Origin of the sequence: Rhodococcus sp. BH5, assembly GCF_027583855.1 — a bacterium.
GTDB lineage: Bacteria > Actinomycetota > Actinomycetes > Mycobacteriales > Mycobacteriaceae > Rhodococcus_F > Rhodococcus_F qingshengii.
The window spans coordinates 227,171-246,018 of record NZ_JAJHVW010000010.1; the positions used below are offsets into that span (position 1 = coordinate 227,171).

Annotated in this window: 20 protein-coding genes; 7 read left to right on the top strand and 13 right to left on the bottom strand. The window is 59.5% G+C overall.

The genetic code is table 11. The annotated features are described in order from the left end of the window. On the bottom strand, window positions 1–1,173 hold the full coding sequence (locus tag RhoBH5_RS24335) for an acyl-CoA dehydrogenase family protein (RefSeq protein WP_047271166.1): 1,173 nt from the start codon (window positions 1,171–1,173) through the stop codon (window positions 1–3). A 28-nt stretch (window positions 1,174–1,201) separates the two neighbouring features. Next, window positions 1,202–1,663, bottom strand: coding sequence for a MaoC family dehydratase (locus RhoBH5_RS24340; protein WP_047271233.1), 462 nt, complete (start codon window positions 1,661–1,663; stop codon window positions 1,202–1,204). 96 nt (window positions 1,664–1,759) lie between these two features. On the opposite strand from RhoBH5_RS24340, the gene RhoBH5_RS24345 reads away from it, so the two are divergent. Continuing rightward, window positions 1,760–2,413: a TetR/AcrR family transcriptional regulator gene (locus RhoBH5_RS24345; protein WP_007731342.1), complete on the top strand. Its 654-nt coding sequence runs from the start codon at window positions 1,760–1,762 to the stop codon at window positions 2,411–2,413. Window positions 2,414–2,419: 6 nt separating this feature from the next. On the opposite strand, the gene RhoBH5_RS24350 is transcribed toward RhoBH5_RS24345, so the two are convergent. Further along, the gene (locus RhoBH5_RS24350; RefSeq protein WP_003940281.1) at window positions 2,420–2,866 is read right to left on the bottom strand and encodes a MarR family winged helix-turn-helix transcriptional regulator; all 447 of its coding nucleotides are present in this window, start codon (window positions 2,864–2,866) and stop codon (window positions 2,420–2,422) included. 12 nt (window positions 2,867–2,878) lie between these two features. Next, window positions 2,879–3,283, bottom strand: coding sequence for an EVE domain-containing protein (locus tag RhoBH5_RS24355; protein WP_270008882.1), 405 nt, complete (start codon window positions 3,281–3,283; stop codon window positions 2,879–2,881). 145 nt (window positions 3,284–3,428) lie between these two features. On the opposite strand from RhoBH5_RS24355, the gene RhoBH5_RS24360 reads away from it, so the two are divergent. Together RhoBH5_RS24360 and RhoBH5_RS24365 are read left to right on the top strand one after the other, a co-directional pair. Then, window positions 3,429–4,106: a TetR family transcriptional regulator gene (locus RhoBH5_RS24360; RefSeq protein WP_037128845.1), complete on the top strand. Its 678-nt coding sequence runs from the start codon at window positions 3,429–3,431 to the stop codon at window positions 4,104–4,106. Then, window positions 4,103–5,023 carry a TIGR01777 family oxidoreductase gene (locus RhoBH5_RS24365; protein WP_075834380.1) on the top strand — a complete coding sequence of 307 codons (921 nt, stop codon included), beginning with the start codon at window positions 4,103–4,105 and terminating at the stop codon, window positions 5,021–5,023. The genes RhoBH5_RS24360 and RhoBH5_RS24365 overlap by 4 nt, the downstream gene beginning before the upstream one ends. Here RhoBH5_RS24365 and RhoBH5_RS24370 read toward each other — a convergent pair. Further along, window positions 4,981–5,949, bottom strand: coding sequence for an NAD(P)/FAD-dependent oxidoreductase (locus tag RhoBH5_RS24370; protein ID WP_211920884.1), 969 nt, complete (start codon window positions 5,947–5,949; stop codon window positions 4,981–4,983). The genes RhoBH5_RS24365 and RhoBH5_RS24370 overlap by 43 nt on opposite strands. 93 nt (window positions 5,950–6,042) lie before the next feature. Between RhoBH5_RS24370 and RhoBH5_RS24375 the strand changes: the two genes are divergently transcribed. Further along, window positions 6,043–6,564 carry a MarR family winged helix-turn-helix transcriptional regulator gene (locus RhoBH5_RS24375; RefSeq protein WP_007731333.1) on the top strand — a complete coding sequence of 174 codons (522 nt, stop codon included), beginning with the start codon at window positions 6,043–6,045 and terminating at the stop codon, window positions 6,562–6,564. A gap of 36 nt (window positions 6,565–6,600) precedes the next feature. Here the strand turns inward: RhoBH5_RS24375 and lipA are convergent, their stop codons facing one another. The 8 genes from lipA to RhoBH5_RS24410 all read right to left on the bottom strand — a co-directional run bounded on the left by lipA (window position 6,601) and on the right by RhoBH5_RS24410 (window position 15,567). Beyond that, window positions 6,601–7,629 carry a lipoyl synthase gene (lipA, locus tag RhoBH5_RS24380; protein ID WP_064443745.1) on the bottom strand — a complete coding sequence of 343 codons (1,029 nt, stop codon included), beginning with the start codon at window positions 7,627–7,629 and terminating at the stop codon, window positions 6,601–6,603. A gap of 31 nt (window positions 7,630–7,660) precedes the next feature. Continuing rightward, window positions 7,661–8,701, bottom strand: coding sequence for a phosphotransferase family protein (locus RhoBH5_RS32735; protein WP_228402300.1), 1,041 nt, complete (start codon window positions 8,699–8,701; stop codon window positions 7,661–7,663). A 54-nt stretch (window positions 8,702–8,755) separates the two neighbouring features. Next, a complete protein-coding gene (locus tag RhoBH5_RS24385; RefSeq protein ID WP_228401309.1) occupies window positions 8,756–9,967 on the bottom strand; it encodes an acyl-CoA dehydrogenase family protein in 1,212 nt (403 codons plus the stop codon). A gap of 72 nt (window positions 9,968–10,039) precedes the next feature. Beyond that, window positions 10,040–11,077 carry a phosphotransferase family protein gene (locus RhoBH5_RS24390; protein WP_228401310.1) on the bottom strand — a complete coding sequence of 346 codons (1,038 nt, stop codon included), beginning with the start codon at window positions 11,075–11,077 and terminating at the stop codon, window positions 10,040–10,042. A gap of 25 nt (window positions 11,078–11,102) precedes the next feature. After that, window positions 11,103–12,200 carry an alcohol dehydrogenase catalytic domain-containing protein gene (locus RhoBH5_RS24395; RefSeq protein WP_228401311.1) on the bottom strand — a complete coding sequence of 366 codons (1,098 nt, stop codon included), beginning with the start codon at window positions 12,198–12,200 and terminating at the stop codon, window positions 11,103–11,105. A 25-nt stretch (window positions 12,201–12,225) separates the two neighbouring features. Further along, complete coding sequence (locus RhoBH5_RS24400) at window positions 12,226–13,539, bottom strand: dihydrolipoamide acetyltransferase family protein (RefSeq protein WP_030538054.1); 1,314 nt, start codon at window positions 13,537–13,539, stop codon at window positions 12,226–12,228. 25 nt (window positions 13,540–13,564) lie between these two features. Then, a complete protein-coding gene (locus tag RhoBH5_RS24405) occupies window positions 13,565–14,587 on the bottom strand; it encodes an alpha-ketoacid dehydrogenase subunit beta (RefSeq protein WP_228401312.1) in 1,023 nt (340 codons plus the stop codon). Next, window positions 14,584–15,567 (bottom strand): thiamine pyrophosphate-dependent dehydrogenase E1 component subunit alpha, encoded by a 984-nt coding sequence (locus tag RhoBH5_RS24410; protein WP_030538053.1) that lies wholly within the window; start codon window positions 15,565–15,567, stop codon window positions 14,584–14,586. The genes RhoBH5_RS24405 and RhoBH5_RS24410 overlap by 4 nt, the downstream gene beginning before the upstream one ends. A 235-nt stretch (window positions 15,568–15,802) precedes the next feature. Between RhoBH5_RS24410 and RhoBH5_RS24415 the strand changes: the two genes are divergently transcribed. The 3 genes from RhoBH5_RS24415 to RhoBH5_RS24425 form a co-directional block, all read left to right on the top strand. Next, window positions 15,803–16,438 carry a TetR/AcrR family transcriptional regulator gene (locus RhoBH5_RS24415; protein WP_228232242.1) on the top strand — a complete coding sequence of 212 codons (636 nt, stop codon included), beginning with the start codon at window positions 15,803–15,805 and terminating at the stop codon, window positions 16,436–16,438. Window positions 16,439–16,674: 236 nt separating this feature from the next. Further along, a complete protein-coding gene (locus RhoBH5_RS24420; protein ID WP_228401313.1) occupies window positions 16,675–18,171 on the top strand; it encodes an MFS transporter in 1,497 nt (498 codons plus the stop codon). Window positions 18,172–18,197: 26 nt separating this feature from the next. Beyond that, on the top strand, window positions 18,198–18,848 hold a 651-nt coding region (locus tag RhoBH5_RS24425; protein WP_270008883.1), incomplete at its 3' end, for an FAD-dependent oxidoreductase.

Below are 18,848 nucleotides of genomic sequence, written 5' to 3' on the forward strand. Positions count from 1 at the left end.
TCACAATCCGAGAATCGAGGAGGCAATGATGGAGCGCTGCACCTCACTTGATCCGCTGTAGATGGAAACCTTCCGGTAGTTCAGGTAGCGCGGCGCCGCTTGCTGCGCCCACTCCGGCGAGTCGATCTCGACCGTATTCACCGGCAACGAGTCCGGACCCGCAACATCCATCAGCAATTCCGTTGCTGCCTGCTGCAATTCGGAGCCGCGGAGCTTGAGCAGCGAGGACGCCGGGTTCGGCTTGCCGTCTGCCGAACTCGCCACAACTCGCAGTTGAGTCAGATCCAGCGCAAGCAAATCGTTTTCCAGCTCAGCCAACCGAGCCGCGAACAACGGATCATCGAGGAGGGTGCCGGTTCCGACGCGAACTTCCCGCGCCTTCTCTTTTGCCGTGGCGACAAGAGTTTTGGAGAACCCGACCCGCGTGACGCCCGTGCGTTCGTTGCCGAGCAGGAACTTGGCGTAGTCCCAGCCTTTGTTCTCTTCGCCGACAAGATTCTCCGCAGGGACGCGGACGTTGTCGAAGAACACCTCGTTGACCTCGACGCTGCCGTCGATCAGTTTGATGGGGCGAACCGTGATGCCGGGAGTTGCCAGATCGATGAGCAAGAACGAAATTCCGGCCTGCCGCTTCTGGGCACTGGCATCTGTGCGAACCAGACAGAAGATCCACTCGGCGTGCTGAGCGAGAGTAGTCCACGTCTTCTGACCGTTGACGATGTAATCCGCGCCGTCACGGACAGCGGCCGTCTTGAGTGAAGCGAGATCCGAACCGGCTTCTGGTTCCGAAAAACCTTGGCACCACCAGATATCGGCGTTAGCCGTCGCCGGGAGAAACTGCTCCTTCTGCTCCTGCGAGCCGAAGGCCGCGATGACGGGCCCAACCATGCTCACGTTGAACGGCAACGGGTTGGGTACCGACGCCAACTGCATTTCCTCGGAATAGATGTGGCGCTGAACCGGAGTCCAGTCCTTGCCACCCCATTCGACCGGCCAGTGTGGAACCGCCAACCCGTGTGCGTTCAGAATCTGTTGACCCGCAACGATGTCCTCACGAGTCAGCTTTCCGAATCCGGCTGCACGTGCTCGAAGTTCGGGCGAGAATTCGGTGGTGAAGAACTTTCGCATCTCCTCGCGGAACGCAACTTCCTCAGTGGTCAGTTCGAGATTCATGTGGAGTCTGCTTTCTTCTTGCAGGATTTCAGAACAAGATTCGCGCGACGGTCTGCGCAACGACGGCAGGTTTGCCCACGCCTTCGATCTCGACGGTGTTGGTGATCTGACTCTGTAGTGAACCGTTCGGCAATTCTTCGATTGCGGAGAGCACTGCGGTATTTCGAACCTTGGCCCCGACTGGCACCGGACTCGGGAATCGAACCTTGTCGGACCCGTAGTTGACGACCATCTTCGCGCCGTCGATGCGATACACGGACTTCGACAGAAGCGGCAGGAGTGAGAGCGTCAGATACCCGTGCGCAATTGGTCCACCGAAAGGTGATTCGCGCCTGGCTCTTTCGTCGTCGACATGAATCCACTGATGGTCACCGGTCGCGTCGGCAAATTGATGGACCATCTCGCGGGTGACCTCGACCCACTCGCTCGAGCCCAGCGTTTCACCGACCGCCCCCAGGAGATCGGACTTGTTCTCGAACACCCGTGTCATCTGATCCTCCACGTTCCCGAACACTGTTAGGTTAATTGGATAATAAACTCACAGTGTAAGGTTGTCCAGTACTTTCAGACGAAAGGGTTCTGGGCGATGGCGCGACCGCGGGTTCCACTACTGAGCAAGCCGATCATCAGGGACACCGCCCTGAAACTGGTGGACGAGCACGGTTTGACCGACTTCTCGATGCGCAAACTCGCCACTGTTCTCGGCGTACAGGCACCGTCGCTGTACAGCCATTACGCCAACAAGGACGAGTTACTCGACGACGTCGCGAACGTCATCATGGAGTCCGTCGACGTGAGCGGCTTCGACTCCGACGATTGGCGCGGCGCGCTACGCACGTGGGCGCGGTCCTACCACGCCGCCCTGGGCAAGCATCCCAATATCGTTCCCTACTTGGCCTACGGTCCGAGCGTCAGGCCCATCGCCCTCGATCGCGCGAACGCCATCCATGGCGGACTGGTGCGCGCCGGATGGCCACAGCGCACGGCAACACTGATCGGCGCTTCCGTCAAGTACGTGGTCATGGGTGCTGCGACGGCGACGTTCTCCGGCGGATTCGTGGACGATCCTGCGATCTACGCCGAGCGTTACCCGCACCTCACGCGAGCACATCTGTTGCGTGAGCGTGCTGCGGAAATCGACGGTGCCAGTTTCGAACTCGCGCTGGAATCCCTACTGGACGGACTGGAAGCCAAATACGCACTGCTGCAGAGAACTACAGAGCAACCTCCTCGAAACTGAGGGTTGTTACCGTCGATCAAGCGCGCCGAGCATCGCGACGAAGGCCGCCTGACGATCCCCCAGAGCGGCGAAGAATTCCCGGTCCGAAGATTCCACCGCGCGGTTCGCCCTGCCGGCCAAGGCCGCACCCACCGGCGTGACGGCAAGCGAGCGAGCACGAGCATCGGTCGGATGTGGACGTCGTTCGACAAACCCCTTGGATTCGAGGGTCCGAATCACCTGTGACGTCATCATCGCGTCGGTGCGCGCGTACTCGGCAAGACCGCGTTGAGTTATCGGCGTCTCTGCATCCAGCCAGGTCAGTGCTGCGAGCAGAACGAACTGCACGTGGGTCAGGTCGAAAGGTCGCAGCGCCGCGCGAATCGAGGCTTGCCAAGCATTGGTGACACGCCACAACATCAGACCGGGACTCTCGTCCGCGTCCTCGAAGTCGGTTTCCAGTTTCTTCGCCACAGCGCCAGTGTGTCAGCTCGTCGTCGAACGCAGAACCTCGACGTCGTTGCCATCCAACGGAATCAAGCCACGCCGGAGTTGATACCCCCAATTCGGTGCCGAGGTCAGCGCCAATCGACTCCGCACATCGCCGAGTGGAACGGGCGTGAACTGCTCGTATCGCACTCGACGCCGAAACGGCTTGAAGCACCCCTCGTCCGCCTGCCAGATCTCACCCTCTTCGATCACACCGAGAGCTGTGAACTCGCGCAACGGATCTCGATCACCAAAGGACTCGACCGGCGAATAGTAGACCAGCACGTCACCTGCTTTCATCCGTGCCAATCCGGCTCTCTTTCCGTGCCCGATCTGTGCGATACCGAGATCCACTGCGCGACGCACATGTTCGGCGGACACAACTCCCAACCATGCGTTCATCGCCGACCACCTGGCGAACCGCTCACAATCTCAATCATGGATTTAGTATGCGCGCTTATTATCTCGCTCGCAACAGATCAAGTCTTGAACGTGTTCAACTTTGGGGCGTACGCTGCACTTGAACATGTTCAAAGAAGGAGTGTCGATGAGTAGTCGCGGGATCGAGACCAGGGAAAAGCTGGTGGAAACAGCATTGCGGCTCTTCCGCGACGAGGGCTTCGCAGCGACGACCATGCGCAAGATCGCAAATGAGGCAGAGGTCTCGCTCGGGAACGCCTACTACTACTTCGCCAGTAAAGACGAACTGGTTCACGAGCTGTATCTCGTCATCCAACGCGATCACCGCGCGCGGGCGCTTCCACTCCTTCGCGAAGGTGGGTCACTGACAGAAAATCTCAGGATTGTTCTGCACACCGGACTCGATGTCATGGGGCCCTATCACGGCTTCGGCAGCACGTTTCTGCACGTTGCCCTGCCCACCACATCACAGTCCAGCCCGTTCTCGGCCGAGTCGACCGATGCGAGATCGATGGCCGTCGATCTGATGCGTGAAGCACTGGCGGCGTCGAAGCAGAAGACGCCGGCGTCATTGGAGACCCAGCTCCCCACGCTCTTGTGGCTCAGCTATCTGGGCGTGACGCTGCACTGGGTTACCGACGCGTCTCCGGGGCAAGCGCGCACCCGTTCCCTGGTCGACGGCCTGGTACCGATCATCGCGAAAGCGCTCACACTCGCCCGGCTGCCAGTGGCACGAGGTCTGGTCGGCGATGTCGCCGCCCTGATGACAAAAGTCGTTTCTGCAGAGGGGAACACAAAACCATGAAGGCCGTTGTTGTCTGTGGTGCGTCGGGTTACGTAGGCCAACACCTTCTTCGAACGCTCGAATCCAACGGGGTCGACGTTCGGACGATCGGCCGGGGAGGAACGAGCGATGCCACGTGGTCCGACGAGCACGGCGTCGCCGATGTACTCAGCGGCACGGATCTGCTCGTCAACCTCGCCGGCCGCTCCGTGAGCTGCCGCTACAACAAGCGCAATGCCGACGACATCTTCTCCTCCCGAGTGGAAACGACTGCACTGTTGGGTCGTGCGCTGACCCGCACGCCGCAGCCACCCTCACTCTGGGCGAATGCCAGTACCGGCACGATCTACCGAGACGCACGAGATCGACCGATGGACGAGAAGAACGGAGAGCTGGGAAAGGGATTCTCCGTAGCGGTCGCGCGAGCGTGGGAACACGAATTGTTCTCAGCCCCAACGCCTGTTCGCAAAGTGGCACTTCGGATGTCGATCGTCCTCGGAGCCGGCGGTGGGGCGATCAATCCGTTCGTCAACCTCGCCCGAATGGGCTTCGGCGGACGAATGGGCGACGGCCGACAGATGTTCAGCTGGATTCACATCGCCGACGTCATTCGCGCGATCATCCACGTCTACGAGAATCCGGAGATCTCAGGCCCGGTCAATATCGCATCCCCGTATCCGGTAACCAACACCGACATGATGCGGATGGTACGAGCGAAACTTGGCCGACAATATGGGTTTCCGACGCCGGGCTGGATGCTCGAGTTCGGCGCACGAATCATCCGCACCGAGGCTGAACTGGTAACGAAGAGTCGCTGGGTTTCACCAGGGGTGCTCGCGGACAGCGGCTTCCAGTATCAATTTCCGACGTTGGAGTCTGCGCTGAACCAGATCGCTCAAGAGACCCCGCGAGGGTTGCTTCCGGTTTCACTCGGCTGAAGTTCGGCTGCGATCGCAACCGCTCGCACGATATCCTGCTCGAGCAGATAGTGATTCAGTGCAATCGCAGCCTTTGATCCGGCAGCGGCGGCGGTGATCAACTGCGCCGGAGAATCCGACACATTCCCCGCGGCCCAGGCTCCAGGCACACTTGTGCTGCCTGCAGGATCAGTTACCACCCAACCATTTTCGTCGGCTTCACACCCCAGGTCAGTCAACAGATCGCCTCGCGGAACAAACCGTGGGCCGACAAACACTACGCTTCGCGGAATTACCTGACCGGAGGCCAGTTCGACGCCGTCCAATCGACCATCGCCAACCGACACGCCAGCCACATCGCCTTCGACAATGCGAATCCCTCTGGCAGTCAGCCGCTCCCGTTCGGCTCCGGTCAGCTCGATGCGATTGGGAAAGAAGACGACATCCTCCGACCATTGGCGCACCAACGACGCCTGATGAATGGTGAACGGCCTGTTGTCACCACCGAGCACACCGATCGGGGAATCTCGAACCTCGTATCCGTGACAATAGGGGCAATGCAGAACATCGACTCCCCACCGATCGTGCAGCCCAGCGATGTTCGGCAGCTCGTCACGTAACCCCGTGGCCACCAGAACAGTCCGTGCCTCCAGCTGCGCGGTCGCATCGGTTTGCACAAGAAATCCACCGTCATCCGTGCGCTCGATTCGGATTGCGGTGCCAGTCGTCATTTCGCTGCCGTACTCGAGAACCTCCTTGCGGCCGGCCGCAAGTAATTGCGTAGGACTCTCACCATCCCGCGTCAGGTACCCGTGCAGGTGCTCGGAGACACCATTGCGCGGGTTACCTGCATCGACGATCATCACTCGCCGCCGAGCCCGAGCCAGAACAAGCGCGGCACTCAACCCCGCCGCACCGCCACCGACAATCACCACGTCGAACCTCATGTGCTCCCCCAGTCCGCAGATCGTCCCACCCGAGACGGTGGCTATTCTGGCAATCTAGCAAATTTGTTTACCGGTTAACAAAGTTGAGGAATCGTGAACGAACCAACACTCCGCTCCCGTACCTGCAACCTCTGGGCCGAAAACAATCCCGACCTCGACACCTCGCCCATGGAAGTAGTCGCGCAACTCAAACGGATTACGGCGCTTCTCGAACTAGCAGTCGAACCGGTATACCAAACCGCGGATCTCACCGTGTCGGAAGTGGAACTGCTTGTGCCACTGCGATACGCCGAGGAACCGGTCACCGCGATTCGTCTCGCCGAACGCCTCGGTATGTCTCGGGCCGGGGTCAGCAAGGCACTCGCGCGACTCGAGAAGCGAGGACTCGTCTCCCGCACAAGCAATCCCGAAGACAGGCGATCTGCACTGATCACGATGACGGTCCAGGGAAACGCTGTCGTCGACGACGTCTTTCCTCGCGAACTCGCCGCTCACGGTGAATTGTTCACCCAACTCGGCCGGGACCGGGGGAAGGTCCTTGCCGCACTCGAGCGACTGGCAGTATCCATGGAAAGTGGGCTCGATCGGATGAGCGATGCCCGTTCGCGTACCTGAGTCGCCCAATTCCTGTATCGAACTGACGTCGGCGCACTAGATATCGACGACGAGGCGTGCGATGAGTGAGCTGGCCTCCTGGGAAGCGTCGCCGCCCTCGGTCAGATGACGCTGCGCCTCGGGAAGTTCACGGCCGTGATGTGCCATGGCCTGCGCATACAGGCGGCCGGCGCGGTACGACGAGCGAACCAACGGACCGGCCATGACGCCGGCGAAGCCCATCTCTTCTGCAGCCTTGGAGTGTGCGACGAACTCCTCGGGCTTGACCCACCGCTCGACGGGGTGGTGCCGGGGCGAGGGGCGCAGGTACTGGGTGATGGTGAGGATGTCGCAACCGGCGGCGTGGAGATCTGCCATCGCCTCGGTGACCTCTTCAGGGGTTTCGCCCATGCCGAGGATCAGGTTGGACTTGGTGACCAGTCCGTAGTCGCGTGCTGCGGTGATGACGTCGAGGCTGCGCTGGTACCGGAATGCCGGACGGATCCGCTTGAAGATGCGGGGGACGGTCTCGAGGTTGTGTGCGAGTACCTCGGGGCGTGAGGCGAAGACCTCGTCGAGCAGTTCGGGCTTGCCGTTGAAGTCCGGAACCAGGTTCTCGACGCCGGTGCCCGGGTTGAGTTCGTGGATCTTGCGGACGGTCTCGGCGTAGAGCCAGGCGCCACCGTCGGGCAGGTCGTCGCGGGCGACGCCGGTGATCGTGGAGTACCGAAGGCCCATGGCCTGAACGCTTTCCGCGACGCGACGGGGCTCGTCGCGGTCGAGGGCTTCGGGCTTGCCGGTGTCGATCTGGCAGAAGTCGCAGCGGCGTGTGCACTGCTCACCGCCGATCAGGAACGTGGCTTCGCGGTCTTCCCAGCACTCGTAGATGTTGGGGCAGCCCGCTTCCTCGCAGACGGTGTGCAAACCTTCACGCTTGACCAGGCCCTCGAGCTCCGTGTACTCGGGGCCCATCTTTGCTCGGGTCTTGATCCAGTTGGGTTTGCGTTCGATGGGCGTCTCCGCGTTTCGGATCTCGAGACGGAGCAGCTTGCGCCCCTCCCCGGTGGTTCGATTGTCGTGCGTCACGACTTTCCTCCAAGCATTCGTTGGGTCTCTGTCATCGCGTGAGCACAAAGGATGCGGCAAGGTGACTGCCTTCCAAGGCTGCAACTGCGCGGGTGATCAATGGTGCCACCAAGGCCGACACATCGCCGAATCTATTTGTGCTCGAGAGCCATTCGCGTCTCTCATTGCACAGTTCGAGCACACGTGCAGCAACCTCGAGAAACCCCACCGAGTAGAACCACGGCAACACGCGTGTATCGACATCGAAGGTAACTGACCTTCGATACCGGGACAACAACTGCTCGAATGCCGGGTATCCGAAATGAACTGAAGGGCAACCCGATACAACGCTGGGAATTCCTCTCAAACCTGCCCAGAAAACGTAAGCGATACCAACGTCCAACAGCGGGTCACCGAAACCTACTCGACGCCAATCTGTCACTGCGCGCAATAGTGGGGAGTCGGCGAGGTCGAAAATCGTTCGATCCAGACGATATTCGCCGTGGAGCAAGCAGGGCTTCTGCGGCGCCGGCACCGATCGCGCGAGGGAATCGAGGAGCGCGTTCAACGCAGGCCTCACACTCAATTCGTGCCGAGCGAGCCTTATTCCAATCTCGGACAAGTAGTTGTGCAGTTCCCCGCACATCCCGGGGAGAGCACTCACACCGTTGAGGCCGACTTCGAGCGAATGAATCCCGGCAAGCGTGTCGGCAAATGAGTTCGCTACCAGGCTTCTCGCGCCGATCTCGACGTCGGCTAACTGAATGTCGGTCCGGAGAGATGATCCATGCACCCGTCGAGAGACGACCAATCCAGAGACTTCGTCCCGGTAGACAAGGAGAGGTACTGGAATGCTGCTCTTTTCGAGCATGTGCAGCGCAGTGGCCTCCGCTCGAATTCCTCGTGTTCCAAGACTGTCATCACTGCTCGACGAACAGCGCAAGATCCATGCTCCTTCACCGCTGGTCAAGGAGTAGGCCTGACCCGGCGGCGAACTGGAAACCTTGTTAGCACTGAATCGCGAGTACCGATCCAACTCGCCACAGTCGATCAGACGCCGTCGAATCTCACCGATATCGAATGGGAGTTGCATTCCCACCAGTTATCCCCATTCGGCATCGATTCGTCATTCGTGAAACCCGGACCGCTATCGATGAAGGCGCAATTCTCGTGACGCGACGACCATCCGATGAACCTCGTCAGCGCCGTCGATGAAACGCATGGTCCGAGCCTGCGCCCACAACATCGCCAGCGGATAGTCTTGCGTCATTCCGCCGGCGCCGTGCACTTGAATTGCCTTGTCGATCACCCAACCCACAGCATCCGGGGCAGCCACCTTGATAGCCGAAATTTCCGTACGCGCCTCACGCGCCCCAACTGTGTCGATCAACCACGCAGTCCGCAGAACGAACAACCGCAACTGATCGATCTTCACACGGGACTGCGCAATCCAATGCTGAATGATCCCCTGATCCGCCAAAGACCTACCAAAGGCCTCACGCTCGTTCGCCCGGCGGCACATCAACTCGATCGCACGCTCTGCCATCCCGATCATGCGCATGCAGTGATGAATGCGCCCCGGACCAAGTCTGGCCTGCGCCAACGCTTGCCCCCGACCACGCTCGCCGAGCATGTGGTCCTTGGGAACAAGTACGTCCTCGAAATGCACCTCCGCGTGACCGCCATGGGCACCGTGTGTGAAGCCGAACATCTTCAGTCCCCGGACAATACGCACGCCAGGAGTCTCACGCGGAATCAGAACCAAACTGTGGCGCGACCGCGGATCCGCATCAGGATCTGACACCCCCATCACGATCAACAACACACAATCGCTGCTCATCGCGCCGGTCGACCACCACTTACGTCCATTGATCCTCCAACAATCACCCTCATCAGTGATTGAGCAGGTCAAGTTCGCGGGATCAGACGACGACACGTCCGGTTCCGTCATGCAATACGCCGACCTGATGTCACCGTTCAACAACGGATCGAGCCACCGATGTTTCTGCTCGTCAGTCCCGAACAGCGTCAGCAACTCCATGTTCCCGGTATCGGGTGGGTTGCAGTTGAACGCTTCGGGCGCAACCTCCGGACTCCAACCCGTGACCTCGGCCAACGGTGCGTACTGCAGATTCGACAGTCCCGCACCACGCGGATCGTGCGGAAGAAACAGATTCCACAACCCTTGTGCCTTCGCGTGTTCCTTCAGTTCCGCCATCACCGCCGGACGCTCCCACTGCCGATCCCCAGCTTCCGGGTTGTCGTGGAAGAAATGCTCTGCGGGAAAAACGAACTCGTCCATGAATGCCGACGCGCGTTCCTTCAAATCAATAGTCTTCGCGTCGAATTCGAAGTCCATGTCACACACCTTTACCCTTCGCCGGCCGAGTACGACCGAGATCAGAAATCACTGTTTCACAACAATTTTCGGCTACGCAAGTGCCGAAAGCCCGCGCTCTGCCAAAGGAACGACCATCGAGCCGATGTCCTCGAAACCGTCGCCGACTGTTTCCCCATTGACGAAGCGAAGATGGATGCCTTCCAGAATCACTGCCATCTTGTAGAATGCAAAGCCCGAATACCACTGCAGCGCATCGATATCGAACCCAGTGCTTAGGGAATATCTTTCGACAACGTCGTCGAACGAGGGGAAACCCTCATGCGCAGAGGGTGTCCCGGCAATCGGATTATCGATACCTGCCCATCCCGACCAGAACAGATGGATTAAACCCAAGTCTGTCAACGGATCACCCAGTGTTGACATCTCCCAATCCAGCACTCCGACGATGTCCGACGGGGCACCTAACCGAACAATCATGTTGTCGAATCGAAAGTCGCCGTGGACGATCGAGGTTGCAGACCGCCTCGGAATCGACGACGCGACCCTTACCCCTAGTTTTTCCAACATCGGAAGATCGCGGGACTTCGACGACGCCAACTGCTTACTCCAGCGCCTTACCTGCCGCTCGAGGTATCCCTCCGGCCTACCGAAACCAGACAAACCCAGGCTACGAAAGTCTTGCGTATGCAGAGCAGCCAGGCAATCGACGTAGCGAAACGCCAGCTCGGAGCGATTGCTCTGGTCCACGGAAGCGAAGTCGTCATCGGTTCGCAACACCTGACCTTCGATCTTGTCCATGACGTAGAAACTTCCACCCGATGTCGCGTCGAACTCCTCGGAGAACACGATCCGCGGAACCGGGACAGCACTTTCCGCGAGGGCTCGCTGAACGGTCACTTCCCGACCCATGTCGTGAGCAGTCTCCAGACGGTGACCGATCGGCGGACGACGCAGAATCCATCTTCTCGACTTACTCGCCAACTCGAACGTCAGGTTGGATCGACCGCCTGCCAATAGTCGCACAGTCAGTTCCTCGCCCGTACCCAACTCGCCCATCTCGACCAACCTGGACCGAACCAAGTCGGCGTTGAACTGCTCGCTCTCCGCTGTTGATTCAACCTCATTCATTACAACGTCCTCATCCCATAGTCCGTTACTCGACGCCACAACGCACCACACCCGCACCGGCGGGCAGGTCGGGCCGAACCAAAACCTTCACGTGCTCTATCTCGTCACCCGCGGCCGGGCGCAGCGCAGAGAACACCTCACTCACCGCATCCAGCCCGGCAAAGCCCGTGACCATCACTCCCGGATCGAAACGACGCTCCACGATATGTTCGAAAGTTCGGGAAAACGCTTGGTACGTATGTTCTCCACGCCCCGGACCACCCACGAATTCCAAACTCACATTCTTGAGAATCCCGATTACGGGTCGAATCGACTCGTGCTCCATTGCCGATCCGACAATCACAATGCGTGTGAACGGTGGAACGACAGACATCAAGGAACCCAGTAGATTCCGCGCTCCGGATGCTTCGAAGACAAATACTTCGGTATCTGCCGGAATCATTCCTGCAAGTGTGCTCAGTGGATCCGAGTGCCTCGGATCGACTGCCACATCGGCCCCGTACGCCAAAGCCACAGTTCGTCGAAGTTCCGAAGGGTCGGATACGACGATGGGGTGAACGCCACGTTGCGCCAATTCGATGACTGCGCCGAGTCCCACAGGCCCGCAACCGGTCACCACTGCGGCGGCGCCGGCAACGATTCGTGAACGCAGCACGGCGTTAACACCAGTAGCGAGAGGTTCGGTCACTGCAGCGGTAACCGGATCCACGTCCGGAGGGATGTGCAGGTGCCCTCCAGCCTGGATAACAACCCTTTCAGCCAGCCCTCCCGGCTTCGAATTGCAGTATCCGACTGTATGAGTCAATCCATCGTCGTCAACGACCCACGGCAGAACCACCAGACGGTCACCGACTGCGTAGTCGACCACTCCGGTTCCCAACTCGGTCACCGTTGCAGTGAACTCGTGTCCGAATACAACATCGTGCGCCGGATCGAACAGCGCTCCCGGCACGTCCGCCTCACGATGCGCAGCCAGGAAATCATCGGTGTGCTGCCAGGCCGAAAGATCACTGCCGCAGATCCCGGTGGCTATCGGCTCCACCAGAAGCTGATTCGGTCCCGGTGACGGCTCCGGAATGTCGGCAAGTATGACGTCTCCACCTCGAAGCACTGCTGCCCTCATCTGATGTCCTCACGTCGAGAAGTGCCTACGATTTTGTCGGCCATTGTTCGAGATACTTCTGTACGGACATCAGCGTGCGCAAGGCTTCGGCGCCGTCGAATGCCCTGTGGTCGAAGGTCAATCCGAGTCGTGCAATGGGCCTGATGGTGAGGAGCTCGGATTCACCGTCGACGCTCTTTCGCGCGACGGGGGTACGCACGATGGCTGGGAGACCGATCGAGGCAACTTGCGGACGAGTCAGGATCGGAGTCGAGACCACGCCGCCGACACTTCCCGAGTTGCTGATCGTAATTGTTCCGCCCGAAAGATCCTCCGGCTGCGCGGAACCCGAGAGTATCGCACTACTGGTCGCGACTATTGCGTCCGACAGTGCCTCCAGTTCGAGATTCTGCGCATCACGTATGACGGGGACGATCAGTCCGTCCGGAGTGTCCACGGCAATTCCCAGGTTGACAGTGTTCCATCGCACGAGGTGCTTGTCCGTGAACGTGGCATTGGCATCCGGGTGGTCTGCGAGCGCCCGGCACAGTGCGTGACCGACAAAGGGAAGGAAACTGAGTTTCCCTTCACCTCGAGCTGATCTCTCACGGTTGATCTTCGCTCGGGCTACTGAGACCGCAGTGAAATCGACATCAACCTGCGCCGTCAATTGAGGAGCCGTATTCCACGATTCTGTCAGATTCTTGGCGATTGCCCTACGCAGGCGAGTGTGTTCGATAGCCGTGTAGGTCACCGCCTCGTATCCGGCGGGAATCGCCACGGTGTCAGCATCTTCCGGTACTCGATCCCTGGCTCCCGGCAAGAATTCGCTCTTGCTCTCCAGCGACATATCAGTCGAGCCCGAATCGAGGCGGAGGCGTCGACTTCCTTCGGGCGGACGATTGACCGGAGAGAACCACGACGCAGCCAACACCAGTGAATCGTTGGGTGGGCGAGAACCCTCGGCGGCGACTGTCGGGGCCGCGCTCTCGAGAGCCCGATCCGGCGAAATCGGGAACGGACCCGCGATCGGACCCGATGTCGGCGCCGCCGGCGCGACATCTTCACCGACTGCATCTTCACCGGCAATGGCTTGCGCGACGGCTACCGGGTCGGCGTCGAGTGAGGCAAATCGAGCAATGACGTCACCGACAGGAACCTCCTGATCCACTGCGGCAACGTAGCTGATGAGGATTCCCGAAGTTGGCGAGTCGACTTCGGTGTCGACCTTGTCAGTCGACACCTCACAAAGCGGATCGCCCTCGGCGACCCTGTCCCCAGGCTTGAGCAGCCATTCGGTGAGCAACGCGAATTCCACCGACCCCATGTGGGGCATGTGGACGTCGAATAGTGTGAGCATGGTGAATGTCCTCGTAGTCGAGTAATTAGTCGCGAACCAGGTGACGGGCCGTCTCGATGATGTCGGAAACATTTGGGAAGCAATGATCTTCGAGGAACCGACTCGCCGGAATCGGCGCATCCACAGAACCGAGACGCGCGATCGGAGCGTGGAGCCAGTAGAAGCAACGCTCCTGGATGAGCGCAGCGATCTCGGCGCCAGGACCAGCGGTTCTCGGCGCCTCGTGAACGATCATCGCCCGCCCGGTCCGCATCACCGACGCGATGATCGTGTCGTGGTCCAGCGGAACCAGCGTCTGCAGGTCGACGACCTCGAGTTCGATACCCTCCGCAGCCAGCACGAGTGCTGCTTCGAGCGAGCGAGGCACCATACATCCATAGCTGATGACGGTTACTGTGTCGCCGCGCCGTGGAATCGATGCTTTACCCAAGGGCATTACGTACTCGGGATCGGTGAATACCTCACCCCGTTTGAAGTTGAGCTGCTTGCTCGGGTAGTACAGAACAGGATTTGGGTCCCGGATTGCGGCCTTGAGTAGGGCTTTCGCGTTGGCAGGATTGGACGGGACAACTGCTTTGAGTCCCGGAAAATGCATCGGTAGCATCTCCATCGAACCCGAATGTTCTGGTCCTGCACCACCGCTCGGCCCGATCGGCATGATGATCACAGCGGGAAGTTCGAATTGACCACCGTGCATATGGCGCCACTTACCCAGTTTCTGAAAGATCTCGTCCCCGGCGATCAAACTGAAGTCTGCAAACCCCAACTGAACGATCGGACGCATTCCGGTCATGGCGGCACCGGCAGCTGCACCCACCATGAATGCTTCGGTGATTCCGGTGTTTCGGATCCTGTCCAGGCCGAATTCCTCTACCAGGCCTCGGGTTCCGCCGAAGAACCCGCCTGAGGCAATGTCCTGCCCCATGAGAAACACCGAGGGGTCACGGCGCATCTCTTCGGCAATCGCCGCACCCTGTGCGGCCTCGTAGCTTTGCACCGTAGTTTCCGGAGCCGTGCGGTTGACAGACGTGTCGTCAGTGATAGTCATGCAAAAACGTCCTTCATGATAACGGAGGGGTCAGGCAAAGGAGCGGCTTCTGCCTCGGCGAGCGCTTCGGCAACTTCCGCACGTGCTGCGGCGACGATCTGGTCGGCCAGTGAAGCATCGAGTCGAGAACGCATGATGTCCAACGGATCTCGGTACGTCGACAAGAAATCTTCCGGGCGATACTTCTGCGCGTCGCCTTCCCAGTGTCCGCCGACCCGGGTGACGACTGCCTCGATCAACGACGGCCCATGACCATCGCGCGCTCGATCGATCGCGGTCTGTGTCGCATGGTAGACAGCGACGGCGTCGTGACCGTCGACGCGAACTCCCGGAATCCCGTATGCAGACGCCCGTTCGGCGATAGTGCTTGTCGGACTTACAGACTCAAAAGAGGTGGTTACCGAGATTCCATTGTTCTCACAGAAGTAGACCAGCGGTAGTTTCCACCGCGATGCCTCGAGCAGAGTTTCATGGAAGGTGCCACGTGCCGCCGTTCCGTCGCCGAAGTCAGCCAGCGCAACTTGCCCGGTGCCTCTCATTTGCGCCGACAACGCCGCGCCTGCTGCCACCGGATACACCGATCCGAGCGTCGCCCCCTCCCCCATGATTCCGAGCGCCGGATCTGCCCAGTGAGGAACCCCGGCGCCTTTTCCGCCGGTAGAACCTGTCACTTTTCCAAGCAGGTCACCGATGATCGGCCCCATCGCCATCCCTTTGGCAAGCGGCCATGTGGCTCCTCTTCCCTGATAGAACAGATAGTCGTCGTCTCGCATGGCTGCCACCGCTCCAGCGACAGCACCTTCCTGCCCTTTGCCCGGATGCCAAAATCCGGCAAATCCGTGGTCCCGGATGTGAATCTGCACCGCGTCCTCGATCGCACGCGCACGGGCCATGACGGTGAAAATGTCGATCGCCAACCGTGGGTCGAGTGACTCCGGTTCCACTACTTCGGTCAGCTGTTCGCTTGTGTGCGTGGCCATTCCGATCTCCTTCTGACAGTCCGACATGCAAGTACGAGGTTCGCGCCTTTGACAACCCGGCATCGATTGCCATTCGTGTGGCTGCTGTCACATCACCATATGTGGATCAAGTGATTCAATCAAGTGCATTCTCTAAATCGACTGAGATCTACTCAGACATCACCGGGTCAGCAGGCCGGAAATCAGGCCGCGACATCGCGATATGATGGGGTCAACAAACCGAAAGGTTGCGGAAATGCCACGATCCAGTCCACGCGACGGCGCAGCAACTCGCCGTGCTCTGATCGACTCAGCGGCAAAGCTGTTCGCAGCAGAGGGAGTCGAGGCCGTCTCGATTCGAGCGATCAATGCCGAAGCCGGATTGGGAGCAGCGTCCGCGCACTATCATTTCGGATCCAAGGACGCGATCCTCGACGCCGTCCTCCTCGACTCCGGCGCCGAAGTACTCGCACACATTCATCGCCTGGCCAAGAACATGGTCGATTCCGACACCGTTCCGACAGCGAGGCAGATCGTCGATCTCCTGGCACTGCCGTATCGCCAGTTCCTCGATCAGGAACCTGACAAAGGTGTTCGGTGGCTGACTATTTGTGGACAACTCAGCCTCGCCAACGATCCTCGGCTATTCCCCGTCAAGGACGACACAGCAGAGTTGCTGCGCAAACTACTCGAACGCGCCTACCCCGCAGCCGACGACACCGCGATCGAACTGAACTGGTCACTCACCGTGAACACGCTGATCGTGATGGCGGCACGATGGTCGGACGCAAGCATCGAGGGATCTCGCGCGCTGTCCAACGGTCGATTCGACACACTGGCGGATTTTGTCGCAGGCGGACTCGAGTCACTCATGGATCCAACCCGGACCTAGCTTTGCGGATGGATCTTCCCAGGTAGGGTTGCGGATCCACCATCCACAGAACGCGCCGTCTCCGTGCGCGCTTTTGCAATTTTCTCGGGAAAAATTTAGTGGATCACTTGACAGAATCAATCGATCCATTTTACTGTGCCTCACATCACAAAATGCTTCAGTGGGTCTGCACACTCGCCGCGCCGACTGTCCCGCTCACTGCCCCGTCTTCCCGTCAGAAAGATGCAGGAGCCACGATGACCGCTCCATCCACGGATAATCCTTCCTCGACTCCATCGGAATCTTCCTCCGCAAACCCCACTCTCGCGATAGAAGGCGTGGGAAATCGATCAACCGCCGGCTGGGTCGGAATCCTCCTGATCCTCTGCCTTCTGTCCGAAGAAGTCGCATACGCGTTCAATCTGGTGACGCCCGCACTCCCCAGCATGGCTGGTTCATTCGAGACCTCGAACATCGCTTGGGTGTCAACACTGTTCACACTCTCCGGCGCTATCAGCGCACCGTTGATCGGCAAGCTCGCAGATCGAGACGGTAAGAAGAAATGGCTTCTGATCGCAACCGCCTGCATGGCAACAGGCTCGCTGATCGTCGCAATCGCGCCGACCTTCTCCGTAGTACTAGTCGGTCGTACCGTCGAAGGACTCGGTCTTGCAATCGTGCCGATAACCTACTCGCTGATGCGCGACATCTTCCCGAAGCGGATGCTGGCGATGGCGGTCAGCATGACAACCGCTGGAATTGGTGTCACCACGATCACCGGTCCTGTCATTGCCGGAGTTTTGATCGACAATTTCGGATTCCGCGGAGTGTTCTTCGCATTGGCACTCTTCCCTGTGCTCTTGGGTGCCTTGGTCATGCTCGTTGTTCCCGAGTCCCCGATCCGAGTGAAAACGTCCATCGACTGGGTTGGTGGGATCATGCTCGGGCTCTCGATCGCACTCCTCCTGTACTGCATCGGCGAAGGCGGAACGTGGGGTTGGACGTCGTGGAAGACACTTCTCTGCGCCATCGCCGCGGTGGCAATTTTCATCGGATGGGCTCGATACGAAAAGCGAATCGAGAACCCACTGATCGACATTGTGGTGCTGCGTGGTCGCGCTGTCGTGACGACACTGGTCGCGCAATTTACCGGCCAGGCCGTCATCGTTCTCCAATTCGTCTTGTTGTCCTTCATCGTTCAGACACCCATCGCCCTCGGCGTTACCTACGGGTTGGGGGAAAGCGCAAGCTACATGGCGCGGTTGACCACACCGGCCGGCGTGGCCACCGTCGCAATGGGGTTGCTTGTCGGCATAATCGCAGAACGTCGGGGCGCACGCCTGCCGAACTGGATCGGCTTCGCCTTGATGGCGATCGGCTCCGCATCACTCGCCCTCTCCCACAAGGAATTCTGGCCGATACTGTTGGGATACTTGGTATATGCATTCGGGGCCGGTCTGATCAGTGCGGCAATACCCAACCTGGTGATCGCCGCCGCGCCGGTTCGACTGCAGGCCGTCACAGCCTCGACGGTCAATGTGGTGGGATCCGTCGGCAGTGCTGTTGCTGTACAGATTGGTTTTGCCATCCTCGCCCTGAACATTGCAACGGTTGCCGACGGAACGCCTATTTACGCTGGAATTGGCTACACAACAGTCTATTTCGTTGCAGCAGGTCTGGCGATAGTCGGACTCGCCGCGACTCTCCTCATGCCGCACGGCCGAAAGCCCCAGTCTGTGGAAGCACTGACCTGATCTGAATCGACTATCTGAGAATTATCGTGACCTCACACTATGACGTCGTTGTCCTCGGAGCCGGCCCCGGTGGGTACGTCGCTGCTATCCGCGCGGCACAACTGGGCCTGAGCACCGCCATCATCGAGCAGAAGTACTGGGGCGGTGTATGCCTGAATGTCGGCTGCATTCCGTCCAAGGCGCTTCTCCGTAACGCCGAACTCGCGCACATCTTCACGAAAGAAGCGAAGACGTTCGGCATGTCCGGAGACGTGTCCTTCGATTTCGGCTCCGCTTTCGATCGCAGCCGCAAGGTCGCGGACGGGCGAGTCAAGGGCATTCACTTCTTGATGAAGAAGAACATGATCCCGGAGTACGACGGCAAGGGCACGTTCGTCGACGCCAACACCATCAGCGTGGAGTTGAGCAAGGGTGGCACCGAGACGATCACGTTCGACAACGCGATCATCGCGACGGGTTCGTACACCAAGCTGCTGCCCGGCACCTCGCTGAGCGAGAACGTCGTGACCTACGAAGAGCAGATCCTCACCCGTGACCTTCCGGGTTCGATCCTGATCGTCGGTGCCGGCGCGATCGGCATGGAGTTCGGTTACGTCCTCAAGAACTACGGCGTCGACGTCACGATCGTCGAGTTCCTCGATCGGGCACTGCCCAACGAGGACGCCGACGTCTCGAAG